Source organism: Aeromicrobium sp. (genome assembly GCF_047607065.1).
Taxonomy (GTDB): Bacteria; Actinomycetota; Actinomycetes; order Propionibacteriales; family Nocardioidaceae; genus Aeromicrobium.
Window position 1 is genome coordinate 1 of the sequence record NZ_JASGDU010000040.1, and the last position, 13,216, is coordinate 13,216.

At 69.3% G+C, this 13,216-nt stretch carries 12 protein-coding genes and 1 pseudogene; 6 read left to right on the top strand and 7 right to left on the bottom strand.

Annotated elements, in window-relative coordinates; translation table 11 throughout:
* Window positions 1–135, top strand: a pseudogene (locus QM597_RS05625) (ISL3 family transposase); the annotation flags it as partial.
* A 9-nt stretch (window positions 136–144) separates the two neighbouring features.
* Here the strand turns inward: QM597_RS05625 and QM597_RS05630 are convergent.
* Both QM597_RS05630 and QM597_RS05635 read right to left on the bottom strand, forming a co-directional pair.
* Window positions 145–816: a response regulator gene (locus QM597_RS05630; RefSeq protein ID WP_415003889.1), complete on the bottom strand. Its 672-nt coding sequence runs from the start codon at window positions 814–816 to the stop codon at window positions 145–147.
* Window positions 813–1,997 carry a sensor histidine kinase gene (locus QM597_RS05635; protein WP_415003890.1) on the bottom strand — a complete coding sequence of 395 codons (1,185 nt, stop codon included), beginning with the start codon at window positions 1,995–1,997 and terminating at the stop codon, window positions 813–815. The genes QM597_RS05630 and QM597_RS05635 overlap by 4 nt, the downstream gene beginning before the upstream one ends.
* Before the next feature lie 131 nt (window positions 1,998–2,128).
* On the opposite strand from QM597_RS05635, the gene QM597_RS05640 reads away from it, so the two are divergent.
* The 4 genes from QM597_RS05640 to QM597_RS05655 are packed head-to-tail and all read left to right on the top strand — an operon-like array spanning window position 2,129 to window position 6,377.
* Window positions 2,129–3,040: an ABC transporter ATP-binding protein gene (locus QM597_RS05640; RefSeq protein ID WP_415003891.1), complete on the top strand. Its 912-nt coding sequence runs from the start codon at window positions 2,129–2,131 to the stop codon at window positions 3,038–3,040.
* On the top strand, window positions 3,037–3,834 hold the full coding sequence (locus QM597_RS05645; RefSeq protein WP_415003892.1) for an ABC transporter permease: 798 nt from the start codon (window positions 3,037–3,039) through the stop codon (window positions 3,832–3,834). The genes QM597_RS05640 and QM597_RS05645 overlap by 4 nt, the downstream gene beginning before the upstream one ends.
* Window positions 3,835–3,867: 33 nt before the next feature.
* Window positions 3,868–5,082 carry a 1-deoxy-D-xylulose-5-phosphate reductoisomerase gene (gene dxr / locus QM597_RS05650; protein ID WP_415003893.1) on the top strand — a complete coding sequence of 405 codons (1,215 nt, stop codon included), beginning with the start codon at window positions 3,868–3,870 and terminating at the stop codon, window positions 5,080–5,082.
* Window positions 5,079–6,377 carry a M50 family metallopeptidase gene (locus QM597_RS05655; RefSeq protein ID WP_415003894.1) on the top strand — a complete coding sequence of 433 codons (1,299 nt, stop codon included), beginning with the start codon at window positions 5,079–5,081 and terminating at the stop codon, window positions 6,375–6,377. Before dxr ends, QM597_RS05655 begins: the two co-directional genes overlap by 4 nt.
* Before the next feature lie 9 nt (window positions 6,378–6,386).
* On the opposite strand, the gene tgt is transcribed toward QM597_RS05655, so the two are convergent.
* Both tgt and QM597_RS05665 read right to left on the bottom strand, forming a co-directional pair.
* Window positions 6,387–7,598 (bottom strand): tRNA guanosine(34) transglycosylase Tgt, encoded by a 1,212-nt coding sequence (tgt, locus tag QM597_RS05660; RefSeq protein ID WP_415003895.1) that lies wholly within the window; start codon window positions 7,596–7,598, stop codon window positions 6,387–6,389.
* 8 nt (window positions 7,599–7,606) lie between these two features.
* Complete coding sequence (locus QM597_RS05665; protein ID WP_415003896.1) at window positions 7,607–8,329, bottom strand: M50 family metallopeptidase; 723 nt, start codon at window positions 8,327–8,329, stop codon at window positions 7,607–7,609.
* Between QM597_RS05665 and QM597_RS05670 the strand changes: the two genes are divergently transcribed.
* Entirely contained in the window at window positions 8,328–9,434 is a 1,107-nt protein-coding gene (locus QM597_RS05670; RefSeq protein ID WP_415003897.1) for a DNA recombination protein RmuC, read from the top strand. The two genes, QM597_RS05665 and QM597_RS05670, sit on opposite strands and share 2 nt — an antisense overlap.
* Here the strand turns inward: QM597_RS05670 and QM597_RS05675 are convergent.
* The 3 genes from QM597_RS05675 to QM597_RS05685 are packed head-to-tail and all read right to left on the bottom strand — an operon-like array spanning window position 9,419 to window position 13,180.
* Window positions 9,419–10,579 carry a cystathionine gamma-synthase gene (locus QM597_RS05675; protein ID WP_415003898.1) on the bottom strand — a complete coding sequence of 387 codons (1,161 nt, stop codon included), beginning with the start codon at window positions 10,577–10,579 and terminating at the stop codon, window positions 9,419–9,421. The genes QM597_RS05670 and QM597_RS05675 overlap by 16 nt on opposite strands.
* Window positions 10,576–11,955, bottom strand: coding sequence for a cystathionine beta-synthase (locus QM597_RS05680; protein WP_415003899.1), 1,380 nt, complete (start codon window positions 11,953–11,955; stop codon window positions 10,576–10,578). Before QM597_RS05680 ends, QM597_RS05675 begins: the two co-directional genes overlap by 4 nt.
* A gap of 7 nt (window positions 11,956–11,962) precedes the next feature.
* Complete coding sequence (locus QM597_RS05685; protein ID WP_415003900.1) at window positions 11,963–13,180, bottom strand: lipopolysaccharide biosynthesis protein; 1,218 nt, start codon at window positions 13,178–13,180, stop codon at window positions 11,963–11,965.
* Between the last annotated feature and the right edge of the window lie 36 nt (window positions 13,181–13,216).

Genomic DNA, 13,216 nt, shown 5'->3' on the forward strand with positions numbered 1-13,216 from the left:
CCGACCGAGGCCATCAACGGACGCCTCGAACACCTGCGTGGTTCGGCCCTGGGATTTCGCAACCTCACCAACTATGTCGCCCGCAGCCTACTCGAGACCGGCGGCTTCAGACCCCAACTACACCCTCGATTGTGAAGAGCCCGTTTACAGCAGGCCGGCGTCGTGGACGCAGATGGCGACCTGGACCCGATTGGAGACTTCCAGCTTGCCGAAGATGTGCGCGATGTGGGCCTTGACCGTGGCCAGGCTCATGTGCAGCCGTTCGGCGATCTCGGCATTGGACGCCCCCTGTCCCACGGCGACGGCTACCTCGAGTTCGCGTTCGGTGAGATCGGCGACCCGGCGGCGGGCCGCATCGGCTCTGGCGTCGGGCACCGCGTCGGTCACCTGACGGATCAGTTGCGCCGTGATCGCCGGTGACAGGATCGGCTCGCCGCCGACCACACGGGTCACTGCGTCGACGATGTCGGCCGGGGGAGTGTCCTTCAGCAGGAAGCCGTGCGCCCCGGCCGCCAGCGCGCGCACGACATAGTCGTCGGCGTCGAAGGTGGTCAGGACGATGACCTTCGGCGCGCGCGGCAGCGCGAGGAGGCGGGTCGTCGCCTCGATGCCGTCGAGAACCGGCATGCGGATGTCCATGAGCACCACGTCGATACCGCCGCCCGCGACGGCGGTCACGGCATCGAACCCGTTCTCGGCTTCCCCGGCGATGAGAACCGACTCACTGCCGCCCAGGATCAGGCCCAGCCCCGCCCGCACCAGTGGATCATCATCGACCAGCAGGACGCGGACCGGGCCGTCAGTGCGGGCGCTCATGCGGGCCACGGTAGCCAGACTGCCAGCACGAAGTTCCGGTCGGCCGTCACCTCGCGGGTGAGCCGTCCGCCGGCCAACTCGACCCGTTCGCGCAGGCCGATCAGCCCCAGGCCCGAAGTCGGCAGGTCGCTGCCGGGCCGGCCGAGCGGCATCTTGTTGCGCACCGTGACCACCAGTTCCTCCCCAGGCATGCCTCGGAGTTCGACCGACGCCGCAGTGTGGGTAGCGTGCTTGCGCACATTGGTCAGGCCCTCCTGCACGACCCGGTAGGCCGTCCGGCCGACCGAAGGCGGCACTAGCGAGGTGTTGACGGCGATGTCGCCGGAAACGCGCAGGCCGCTCGCGCGGGCCTCCTCAATGAGTCCGGCGATGGCCGCCGCGTCGGGCTGGGGCCGGTCCGGTGCTGCGTCGCGGGGATCGTCGCGCAGTAGCCCGAGTACCTCCCGCAGCTCCACCAGCGCCTGGTGGGCGTTGGCGTGGATGAGGGCCGCGGTCTCGCGCACCTGGTCGGCCGGAAGATCCTGACGATAGGCGAGCGCCCCGGCATGCATCGTCACCGTGGAGATCCGATGGGCCAGCACGTCATGCATTTCGCGGGCGATGCGGGTGCGCTCGCCGATGCGAGCCTGGGCGACACGTGCGGACTGTTCGGCTTCGGCGGTCTCGGCCCGCTCGCGCAACGTCGCCAGCAACTCGCGGCGCGATCCGGTGTACATGCCCCACGCGACAGTGATGGAGATGATGGCGATCAGCACCGGGGCGACGACCAGCAGATCGCCGGGGGCGTAGAGCGGAGAAGAACGCAGGCTGAATACTCCCGCAACCACCGCGACGACTCCGGCGGGGATGATCGCGCGCCAGCGCCGTCGCGTCGCCAACGAGAACAGTGCCAGCGTGGCCGGACCGCCAGCGGTGTAGGAGACGGCCGTGAGGAGGTTCGTCACGAAGGCGACAGACGTCGGCCATCGCCGGCGCCACACCACCAGGATCAGCGTCGTCATTCCGACAGCGAGATCGAGCCAGAACCACCAGCGCGCGTGATCCCATTGCCAGAACGCGATCTCGGTCCATCCGGCTGCGCTGAGCAGCAGTACTAACGAGAAACGCCAGATGTGCCCCCACCGGGAGATCGGCGGGGCTGCCGATCCTGGTGGCCGACTGGCGCGGGGCTGTTCGCTCACGGGCGTCAGCCTAGGAGACCGTGCCGGTGTGCGGCAGCGGTCGAAGGGCTGCGGCGGCCTCATACTTTCGGCGGGCAGCTCTGGCCCGGCGACCGATGCAGACTCCCCTGATCTCGGGCAGGCTGGGCGGCATGATTACCGTTGAGCACCTCTCCAAGACTTATGGGGCTTTCCGTGCCGTCGACGATGTCTCCTTCAGTTGCCGCCCGGGCGCGGTGACCGGATTCCTCGGTCCGAACGGCGCGGGCAAGTCCACGACGATGCGCATCATGGCCGGTTTGACGACGGCCGACGCGGGCAGTGCCACCATCGGCGGCATCGCCTACCGAGACATCCCGAACCCCGGAACCCAGGTGGGCGTCCTCTTGGACGCCTCGGCCCAGCACGCCGGCCGCACCGGACGGGAGATCCTCACCCTGAGCGCCCTGACGATGGGCCTGCCGATGTCGCGTGTCGACGCGATGCTCGATCTCGTCAGCCTGACGGAAGTGGAGTCCAAGCGACGGGTCCGTAACTACTCCCTGGGCATGCGCCAGCGGCTCGGCCTCGCCAACGCACTGCTCGGCGATCCGAAGATCCTCATCCTCGACGAGCCGGCCAACGGCCTGGACCCGGCGGGCATCCACTGGATGCGTAGCCTGCTGCGGGCCTACGCCGATCAGGGCGGCACGGTGTTGCTGTCGTCGCACCTGCTGCACGAGATCGAGATCATCGCCGACGAGTTGATCGTCATCGGCAACGGCCGGATCGTGGCCCAGGGCACCAAGGCCGAGCTGCTGCAGGGGGCCGGTGCCTATGTGCAGGCTGTCGACAACGCGGCGCTGTCCGGTGCGCTGACTCAGGCCGGGTACTCCGTGGCACCGAGCGGCAGTGGACTGCGGGTCGAGGCCGAACCGGAGCAGATCGGCCAGGTCGCCGCCGCTCGTGGCCTGGCGCTCATCGAACTGCGGCCCGCCGACGGCGCGGGTCTGGAAGAGATGTTCTTGCATTTGACCGCCGACACGCAGCGTGAAGGCGTCGTGACCCCCGGAGGTGTCGCATGACCACCGCAAACCCCACCGCCCCTGTCGAGATCCAGACCCAGCGGCCGGGCGTGCCGTTCTTCCGCCTGGTCAAAGTCGAACTGCGCAAGATGTTCGACACCCGCTCGGGCTTCTGGCTGATGGTCAGCATCGGCATCATCACGTTGCTGGCTGTCGTGCTGGTCATCGCGTTCGTCCCGGACGAATCCTTCTCTTACGGGGTCATCGGCATGTCGTTCGGGACCCCGATGGCCGTACTGTTGCCGATCATCGCTGCCCTCGCCGTGACGTCGGAATGGAGCCAGCGCTCCGGTCTTGTCACTTTCACCTTGGCTCCGCACCGCGGGGCCGTCATCGGGGCTAAGGCAGCTGCGGCGATCATCGTGGGCATCGTGTCGGTGCTCATCGCGTTCGCTCTTGGAGCGTTCGGCAACATCGTGGGCGCGGCGCTGAAGGGCATCGACCCGGTGTGGGACACCGACCCGGAGACGGTCGTGCTGATCCTCCTGGCCAATGTCCTCGGCCTGCTGATCGGCTTCATGTTCGGCGTGTTATTACGCAACTCCGCTGCCGCCGTCGTGGCCTATCTCGTCTATTCCTTCGTCCTGCCGGGTATTTTCGGGGTTCTGGCGGCGCTGCAGGAGTGGTTCCGCGACCTGCAGCCGTGGGTCGACTTCGGCAACGCGCAGACACCGCTCTTCGAGGGCAACCTGACCGGGGAGCAGTGGGCACAGCTGGCGACCTCGGGTGCGCTCTGGTTCGTCTTGCCGATGGCCCTGGGACTGTGGGCGGTCCTACGTGCCGAGGTGAAGTGAGGCATCCTCGGTGAGGTAGGCCAGAATGGCGGCATGCGAAAGCGTGTCGCCATTCTGGGTTCCACCGGCTCCATCGGCACCCAGGCCCTCGACGTCGTGCAGGCGGCACCGGAGCGTTTCGAGGTCGTCGCCCTGGCCGCCGGGGGAGGGAACCCCGACCTGCTGGCCCGCCAGGCCATCGCGCACGAGGTGGAGACGGTCGCGGTCGCGCACGCCACCGCCGCCCAAGACGTGCAGCTCGCCCTCTACGCCGAGGCGCAGCGTCGCGGCTGGGAACGCGGTGACCACCGCGTTCCGCGACTGCTGGCCGGCCCGGACGCTGCGGCTGAAGTCGCCCGCACGCCCTGTGACGTGGTCCTCAACGGCATGACCGGTGCTGTCGGCCTGCTGCCGACTCTCGCGGCACTGGAAGCCGGAACGACGGTGGCACTCGCCAACAAGGAATCCCTCATCGTCGGCGGCGATCTCGTCCTCTCCGCCGCCCGTCCCGGCCAGCTCGTGCCGGTCGACTCGGAGCATTCCGCCCTGGCTCAGGCGCTGCGCGGCGAGGACCCGGCCGACATCCGCCGGCTGCTCGTCACCGCCAGCGGCGGCCCGTTCCGCGGCCGGTGCCGCGCCGACCTCGCCGACGTGACCCCGGAACAGGCGATGGCGCACCCCACCTGGGACATGGGTCCGGTCATCACCATCAACTCCGCCACTCTCGTCAACAAGGGCCTGGAGGTCATCGAGGCGCACCTGCTGTTCGGCGTCGACTTCGACCGCATCGATGTCGTGGTCCACCCCGGATCGGTGGTTCACAGCATGGTGGAGTTCGTCGACGGCTCGACCGTGGTGCAGGCGTCCCCGCCGGACATGCGCCTGCCCATCGCCCTCGGGCTGGCGTGGCCGCAGCGTGTGCCCGGAGCCGCTCGTGGCTGCGACTGGACGACGCCGACGCAGTGGAAGTTCGAGCCGCTCGACGACGAGGCCTTCCCCGCCGTGCAGGTGGCGCGGCGCGCGGGCCGCTTCGGCCGGACGGCCCCGGCGGTCTTCAACGCCGCCAACGAGGTCTGCGTGGACGCCTTCGTCGCCGGGGATTTGGGCTTCCTCGGCATTGTGGACACGGTGTCGGCCGTCGTCGAGGACCACCTCGCCGACCCGGACACCCTCGGCGACCTGACGCTCCAGCGTGTGCTGGCCGTCGACGCATGGGCGCGCGAGCAGGCGGCCACGAGGATCGAACAGACCAGGGGAGGCACTCGATGACCGCAGTGATCTACGCCCTGGGCGTCGCCGCCTTCCTGCTCGGTGTCGCGATCTCCATCGCCCTGCACGAGTGCGGCCACATGATCCCGGCGAAGCGGTTCGGGGTGAAGGTCACCCAGTTCTTCGTCGGCTTCGGCTCGACCGTCTGGTCGACGCGCTGCGGCGAGACCGAATACGGGCTGAAGGCCATCCCGCTCGGCGGTTATGTGAAGCTGGTCGGCATGCTGCCGCCGGCACCCGGCGACGACCCGCACGCCCTGCGTTCCACCGATACCGGGCTGTTCACCCAGCTGGTCAGCGATGCCCGCGCGGCCGAGTACGAGACGATCACCAAGGCCGACGAGCCGCGGCTGTTCTACCGGCTGCCCTGGTACAAGAAGGTCGTTGTCATGGCCGGCGGCCCGCTGGTCAACGTGGTCATCGCGGCGGTGTTGTTCGGGGTCGTCTTCATGGGATTCGGCGTGGAGCAGCCGTCCACCTCGATTGCCACGGTCTCGGACTGCGCGATCAGCGACGCCGAGGCCGGCCGGACCTGCACCGACGCCGATCCGATCACCCCCGCCAAGCAGATCGGCCTGCAGCCCGGCGACGAGATCGTTGCCTTCGGCGGCACGAAGGTCGACGATTGGACCGCGCTGACCCGGCTGATCCGCGACAACGGCGGCGACCCGACGACCATCACCTACATCCGTGACGGCCGGGAGCAGACCGTCGACGTGACCCCCTCGGTCGTCGAACGGCTGGCCATCGACGATCCCGAGCGCGTCGAGGACGTCGGCTTCCTCGGGGTCTCGCCGGAGTGGACGCGGCAGCGTCAGGGGCCGCTGGTCGTCGGCGAGGCCATGTGGGAGACGACGAAGGAGACCGGCGAGGCCATCGCGCATCTGCCGGTGCGCATGATCGACGTGGTCAAGGCGGCCTTCGGGCAGGACCGGCCGCAGGACAGTCCGATCAGCATCGTCGGGGCGAGCCGGGTCGCCGGCGAGCTGGTGACGGTGGACGAGCCGACGTGGGCCGAGCGCGCCCAGCGGGTGCTGCTGCTACTGGCGAACCTCAACCTGTTCCTGGCGATGTTCAACTTCGTGCCGCTGCTGCCGCTGGACGGCGGTCACATCGCCGGTGCGCTGTGGGAGGGGCTGCGCTCGCGCTGGGCCAGGTGGCGTGGCAAGCCGGACCCCGGCCCGGTTGACGTTGCCCGCATGCTGCCGGTGGCTTACGTTGTGGGTGCGGTGCTCATCGTGATGAGCGTCGTCCTCATCTACGCCGATATCGTCAACCCCGTCAGCGTCACCTGAACCGGTGCCCTACGTCTGCGGGGCCGGGGGACGGCGGCGGTAGCGGGCCAGGAAGTCGGCTTTGACATCGGCATAGGTGCCGTCGGCCAGGCTCGCCCGGATGCGGTCGACCAGCGAGACGATGAAGCGCTCGTTGTGGATCGTGCCCAGCGTCGAGGCCACGTATTCGCCGGTCTTGTACAGGTGGTGCAGATAGGCGCGCGAGTAGTGGCCACAGGTATAACAGTCGCACTCGGGGTCGATGGGGCCGAAGTCTCGCTTGTTGGCGGCGACCTTGAGGTTGAAGGTACCCGTGCGGGTGTACAGCCGCGAGGTGCGTGCCACCCGTGAGGGGTTGACGCAGTCGAAGGTGTCGCAGCCGGACTCGATGGCAGTGAACAGGTCCTCCGGCTCGCCGATCCCGAGCAGGTGACGCGGTTTGTCGTCGGGCAGCTCGTCGGTGACCCATGCGGTGATCGCCCCGAGGTTCTCCTTCTCGATGGCTCCGCCGATGCCGAAGCCGTCGAAGCCGAGGGGCACGAGGTCCTGGGCGGCCTTGCGGCGCAGGTCCTCGTACTGGGCACCCTGGACGACCCCGAACAGCGCCTGGCGCGGCTTGCCGGCGCGCTCGGCGCTGAGCCGGCGGTGCTCGGTGACGCACCGCATCGCCCAGGCCTGGGTACGCCGCAGGGAGTCCTCCTGATAGCCGCGCGTGTTCATCAAGGTGGTCAGCTCGTCGAAGGCGAAGATGATGTCCGCGCCGAGCTGGTGCTGGATGCGCATCGACACCTCGGGAGTGAACCGGTGGGTGGATCCGTCGATGTGGCTCTTGAACGTCACGCCGTCGTCATCGACGCGGGCGAGCCGGTCTTTGCCGGGGGCGATGACGTCGTCGGAGGTGACGCGCTGGGCGTCCATGGCGAGGGTCTTCTTGAAGCCGGCACCCAGGCTAAGCACCTGGAAACCGCCGGAATCGGTGAACGTCGGCCCGGGCCAGTTCATAAAGGCGCCGAGTCCGCCGGCTTCATCGATCAGGTCGGCACCGGGCTGAAGGTAGAGGTGATAGGCGTTGGCGAGCAGGGCCTGCGCGCCGAGTTCGGCCATCGTCTCGGGCAGCACGGCCTTGACCGTCGCGCGCGTGCCGACCGGGATGAACGCCGGGGTCGCGATGGTGCCGTGCGGGGTGATGATGACGCCGGTTCGGGCGCGTGAATCTGGGGCCTGCGTGACGACGTCGAACATCGGGCCATTCAATCAGGCAGGCCGGCGAGCAGGAGATCGACGGCGGGCCACAGCGCTGCGGCGGTGATGGCGAGCAGGAGCAGGTTCCAAACGCCGGCTGGGAGGTGGGTCAGGTGCGCGAGTATGTCGGCGTCGGTGGTGCCGGAGCGGTGCCGGTGCCTATGCAGCCACAACTCCACGACGGTCCGGGGCGAGGCCAAGAGCCAGAACCAGGCGGCGGTCTCGACCAGGCGTGCCTGCCAGAGCGCATCGGCACCGTAGGCCGTCGCCCCGACGGCGGCTCCCGCGACGGCGACGACCAGGAGGCCGAAGGGGTTCCGGATGAAGACGAGGGTTACGGCCAGCAGGCCGAGCGCAACCCAGAGTGCTTCGCTCGCCCATCGCGCGTGGACGGCACCGATCAGTGCCAGGCCGACGCCCGAGGGGGCGAGGTGCCCGGCTGCGGCGGTCGCCACCATGCCCGGTCCTCGTGGCTTGCCGCGCGAGACGGTCAGGCCGGAGGTGTCGGCGTGCAGCCGGATACCGGACAGCCGTCGCCCGGTGAGTACCGCGACGCCCGCGTGCCCTAACTCGTGGACGAGGGTGACGGCGTGGCGGGTGCCCTGCCACAGCGGCCCGGCTGCAACGGCGAGCAGGGCGATCAGCGCAGGTCCGAAGTGGATCACATCGCCCAGGATGCCCGAGTCGTCGGTGCGGAAACTGTCAGTGCCCGGTGGAAGAGTCGTCGGCATGGAACTTCTCATCGGGTTGGGGGTCGGTCTCGTGGTGGGGCTGGTGGTCGGCTTCGCGCTGAGCGCCTCGCGTGCGGCAGCCGCACGGGCGACTGCCGAGGCGCTGCGTGAGCGGGTGCGCGAGCGATCAGGCACCGACGCCGCCGAGGAGCGGGTGCTGCGGGCGCTGGCTCCCGTTCAGGAGACACTGCGCACGATGCAGCACACGGTTGGCGAGATCGAACGGCAGCGTCATGCCCAGCACGGGCAACTCGCCGAGCAATTGCGCCATACCCAGGCCACCGCCGAGCGCTCGCGCGAAGCCGCCGAGGCTCTGGCGTCGGCCATGAGCAACAACGCTGCGCGCGGCGTGTGGGGCGAGACGCAGCTGCGCACCCTGGTCGAGTCGGCGGGGCTGGTACACCGGGTCGACTTCGACACGCAGACCACGATGACGGCCGAGAGCGGACCGCGTCGGCCCGACATGGTGCTGCACCTGCCGGGCGGCAAGGCGATGGCGGTCGATGCGAAGGTGCCGATTGCCGCTTTCCTGCAGGCGCAGGGGGAAGGAGCCGCCGAGCGGGACCGGCTGCTCGCCGAGCATGCCAAGGCCGTGCGCGGGCATGTGGACGCGCTGGCCGCCAAGCAGTATTGGACCGGTCTGGAGACCAGCCCGGAGTTCACCGTGGCGTTCATCCCGAGCGAGCCGGTGCTCGCCGCCGCGCTCGAACGCGATCCGTCGCTGCTGGAACACGCCTTCGCGCGGCGGGTCGTGCTGGCCTCGCCTGTCAGTCTGTGGGCGGTGCTCAAGACGGTGGCGCTCACCTGGCAGCAGGAGGTGCTCAGCGACGACGCCCGCACCCTGTTCGCGCTGAGCCGCGAGCTGTACGGGCGGCTGGCCACCTTGGGCGAACACGCCGACCGGCTGCGGCGCTCACTCGCCTCCAGCGTGGAGCACTACAACCGCTTCGTCACCTCACTGGAATCACGGGTGCTGGTCACCGCACGCAAGCTCGACACCCTCGACGAGGCTCGCCTGCTGCCCCAGCCGGAACTCATCGACACCGACCCCAAGCCGCTCGTCCAGCCCGAGTTCGACTGGCCGGCCGGTCAGGCGAGGGCCTGATCGAGGTCGGCGAGGAGGTCGTCGATGTCCTCGATGCCTACCGAGAGCCGCACCAGATCGTCGGGGACCTCCAAGGCAGATCCGGCTGTGGAGGCGTGCGTCATGGCACCGGGATGCTCGATCAGCGACTCGATGCCGCCGAGGCTTTCGGCGAGGGTGAACACCCGGACCCGGCGGCACAGGTCCAGGGCCGCCTCGCGGCCGCCGGCAAGCCGGATCGAGATCATCGCCCCGAAGCGCCGCATCTGGCGCGCGGCGACCTCGTGGCACGGGTGCTCGGCCAGACCGGGATACAGCACCTGGCTGATCTTGGCGTGGCTGCTCAGCGCGTCGACCACGGCCTCGGCGTTGGTGCAGTGCTGCTCCATCCGCACCGCGAGGGTCTTGATGCCGCGCAGGGTCAGATACGCGTCGAAGGGGCCGGGGACGGCTCCCGCGCCGTTCTGCAGGAAGGCGAATCCCTCGGCCAGCTCGGCATCGTCGGTGAGCAGGGCACCGCCGACGATGTCGGAGTGCCCGCCCAGGTACTTCGTCGTCGAATGGAGGACGACATCGGCACCGAGCGCCAGCGGCTGCTGCAGATACGGCGAGGCGAAGGTATTGTCGACGACCAGGCGCGCGCCGGCCTCGTGTGTCAGATCGGCCAGGGCGGCGATATCGCCGATGGACAGCAGCGGGTTGGTGGGGGTCTCGATCCAGACGACTTTCGTCGCCGGGGTGATCGCCGTGCGCACCGCATCGGGGTCACCGACCGGTGCGGGGGTGTAAGAGACGCCCCACTGGCTGAAAACCTTGTCGATCAGCCGGAAAGTGCCGCCGTAGGCGTCGTCGGGGATCACCAGGTGGTCGCCGGGCCGCAGCAGGGCGCGCAGGGCCGTGTCTGTCGCGGCCATGCCCGAGGCGAACGCGCGGCCGTATCCTGCGCCCTCCAGCGCGGCGAGCGCACCTTCGAGGGCCGTGCGGGTCGGATTGCCGGTGCGCCCGTACTCATAGCCGCCGCGCAGCCCGCCAACACCGTCCTGAGCGAAGGTCGAACTGGCCACGATCGGCGGATTGACGGCACCGTGGCCCGGATCGGGGCTGTAACCGGCGTGGATCGCGCGAGTGGCGAAGCCCCCTGTCTCGTTCGAGGTTGTGTCGTTCATACGTGTACTCCCAGCAGGTCGTGGCGGGTCAGGACGCCGAGGGGTTTGCCGTCCTCGATGACCATCACCGCATCGTTGGCGCTCAGCAGCGCTTGCGCGGCATCGAGACTCTCCCCTGAGCCGAGCAGCGGCAGTGGCGGCTCCATGTGCTCGGCGACGGCGTCGGTCAGGTGTGCGCGACCCTCGTAGACCGCGCTGAGCAGGGCGCGCTCGCTCACGCTGCCGGCAACCTCGCCGATGACGACCGGCGGCTCGGGACCGACAACGGGCATCTGCGAGACGCCGTACTCGTGCAGGATGCTGATGGCATCGCGGATCGTCTCTTGCGGGTGAGTATGCACCAGGGCCGGCATTGTGCCGGACCGGCGCCGCAGCACCTCGCCGACTGTCGGGCGTCCGCCGGATGACGGATCGAGCGGTTCGCGCAGGAAGCCGTAGGAACTCATCCAGTCGTCGTTGAAGATCTTCGACAGATAGCCGCGCCCACCGTCGGGCAACAGCACGACGACGACGGCGTCGGGGCCTTCGCGTTCGGCGATCTGCCGGGCGGCGACGACCGCCATGCCGCACGATCCGCCGACCAGCAGGCCCTCCTCGCGGGCTAGTCGCCGGGTCATGTCGAAGGAGTCTGCGTCGCTGACGGCGATGATCTCATCGGGGAGGTCCGGGTCGTAGGCGCTCGGCCAGAAGTCTTCGCCGACGCCTTCGACGAGGTACGGTCTGCCGGTGCCGCCGGAGTAGACCGACCCCTCCGGATCGACACCGACCACCTTCACCGCTCCGCCGGAGACCTCTTTGAGATAGCGGCCGGCACCGGTGATGGTGCCGCCAGTGCCGATGCCGGCCACGAAGTGCGTGATCGCCCCGTCGGTGTCGGCCCAGATCTCCGGGCCGGTGCTCTCGTAGTGCGACTGCGGCCCGGCCGGATTGGAGTATTGATCGGGCTTCCAGCCGCCCTCGGTCTCGCGGACGAGCCGGTCCGAGACGTTGTAATAACTGTCCGGGTGCTCCGGCGGGACGGCAGTCGGGCACACGACCACCTCGGCACCGTAGGCCATGAGCGTGTTGCGCTTGTCGAGGCTTACCTTGTCCGGGCAGACGAAGATGCAGCGATAGCCGCGTTGTTGTGCCACGATGGCCAGTCCGACACCGGTGTTGCCGGAGGTCGGCTCGATGATCGTGCCACCCGGTTTCAGTGCGCCGGAGGCCTCGGCCGCGTTGATCATCTTGACCGCGATGCGGTCCTTGGAGCTGCCGCCGGGGTTGAGGTATTCGATCTTCGCCGCGACCAGCCCGGCACCGGGGCCGACCACACGGTTCAGGCGCACGAGGGGAGTGCCCCCGATCAGGTCGACGACGTGAGGTGCGATCCGCATGGCTCCATCATGCCCGCACCGCAGGAGCCGGCTCTCGGCGCTCACCGGTCGGGGCCACGAGCACCCACAGCACCAGTAGCGCGACCACGCCGATGACGATGGCGACGAGGCCGGTCAGGTTCGCCCGGAGGATGGACGCCGTCGCCACCAGGGCCACGAGCGCCACCCAGATCGAGGTGACGATGCCGTGCGCGTGCCGGGCGAGGGCGTCCCACACCAGCAGGTTGACGATCGACAGGATCGACCCGCCGAGCACGAACAGCCACAGGCGACCGGCCATCTCGGCGTACTGGTGACCGCCGACGGCCACCAGGGCCAGGTCGGGCAGGAGAGCGGTGGCGACGGTGGCCGCGAGTCCGAGCGCGGCGACCCCGGCGACGGCCAGGTGCCGCGACCGGGCGGTCGCGTCGCGGGCGAGAAGGGGGAACACGACGATGGTGATGAACTGCGGGAAGAACACCGCCGCCTTCGACAGGATCAGCCCCGCGCCGTAGAGACCCGAATCGTGCGGGGAGAGCAGGAAGCGGGCCAGCAGCGCATCGGCGTTGCTCAGGGCGTAGTAGGCGAGCAGGGCATGAGAGCCGAGAACCGTCTCACGGACGAACGGGCGGCGGCTCGTGGTGCGCCCGTCGGCGGCCCGGCCGCGCAGTTGGGGAAGACCCGCGATCACCGGCGCCCAGGCGCCCACGGCGAAGCCGAGCATGGCGGAGGTGACAGAAGGCTCGATGAGCAGTGCGAACAATCCGCAGCCGAGGCGGCCGAGTCCGTTGGCGAGGTAGATCGTGGCCAGAGCGCTCCATCTTTCGGCACCTTGGGCGACGCCGGCCATGGCACCCATCAGTGTGAGCGGCACGAGGGTCGCCCCGGTCAGCACAGCAGGCCAGAGGGAGTCGAGGTTCAGCGGTGCGGCGAGCGCCGCCGTGACCGCCGCGCAGGACAGACCAGTGGCGGCGGCGATGGCAACGGCGACTCGAGCCACGGTGCCGATGGTGGCGGCCTGGTCTTCGGGTGCGACAGCCATGCGCCGGGCGGTGACGGCCTGCAAGCCGAGGCACACCACGGTGCCGATCTGCAAGATGCCGAGCAGAGCGGTGACCGCGCCGAGGTCGCGGGGGACGAGCAGCCGGGCGGCAGCGACGGTCATCGCGTAGACGGCGAGGTTCGCGCCGATCATGCCGGCGGCGACCTGAGTGCTCCCCGACAGCACCGTTCCCGCGCGTTTCACGGGCCTACGGTAGGCGACCGGCCGGTCAGGGCGACG

What these genes read in the sequence shown, in the direction of transcription:
- QM597_RS05670 (WP_415003897.1), top strand. Translation starts at nt 8,328, where the DNA reads ATGGAACTTCTCATCGGGTTGGGGGTCGGTCTCGTGGTGGGGCTGGTG.
- QM597_RS05675 (WP_415003898.1), bottom strand. Translation starts at nt 10,579, where the DNA reads ATGAACGACACAACCTCGAACGAGACAGGGGGCTTCGCCACTCGCGCG.
- QM597_RS05630 (WP_415003889.1), bottom strand. Translation starts at nt 816, where the DNA reads ATGAGCGCCCGCACTGACGGCCCGGTCCGCGTCCTGCTGGTCGATGAT.
- QM597_RS05665 (WP_415003896.1), bottom strand. Translation starts at nt 8,329, where the DNA reads ATGCCGACGACTCTTCCACCGGGCACTGACAGTTTCCGCACCGACGAC.
- tgt (WP_415003895.1), bottom strand. Translation starts at nt 7,598, where the DNA reads ATGTTCGACGTCGTCACGCAGGCCCCAGATTCACGCGCCCGAACCGGC.
- QM597_RS05645 (WP_415003892.1), top strand. Translation starts at nt 3,037, where the DNA reads ATGACCACCGCAAACCCCACCGCCCCTGTCGAGATCCAGACCCAGCGG.
- dxr (WP_415003893.1), top strand. Translation starts at nt 3,868, where the DNA reads ATGCGAAAGCGTGTCGCCATTCTGGGTTCCACCGGCTCCATCGGCACC.
- QM597_RS05680 (WP_415003899.1), bottom strand. Translation starts at nt 11,955, where the DNA reads ATGCGGATCGCACCTCACGTCGTCGACCTGATCGGGGGCACTCCCCTC.
- QM597_RS05655 (WP_415003894.1), top strand. Translation starts at nt 5,079, where the DNA reads ATGACCGCAGTGATCTACGCCCTGGGCGTCGCCGCCTTCCTGCTCGGT.
- QM597_RS05640 (WP_415003891.1), top strand. Translation starts at nt 2,129, where the DNA reads ATGATTACCGTTGAGCACCTCTCCAAGACTTATGGGGCTTTCCGTGCC.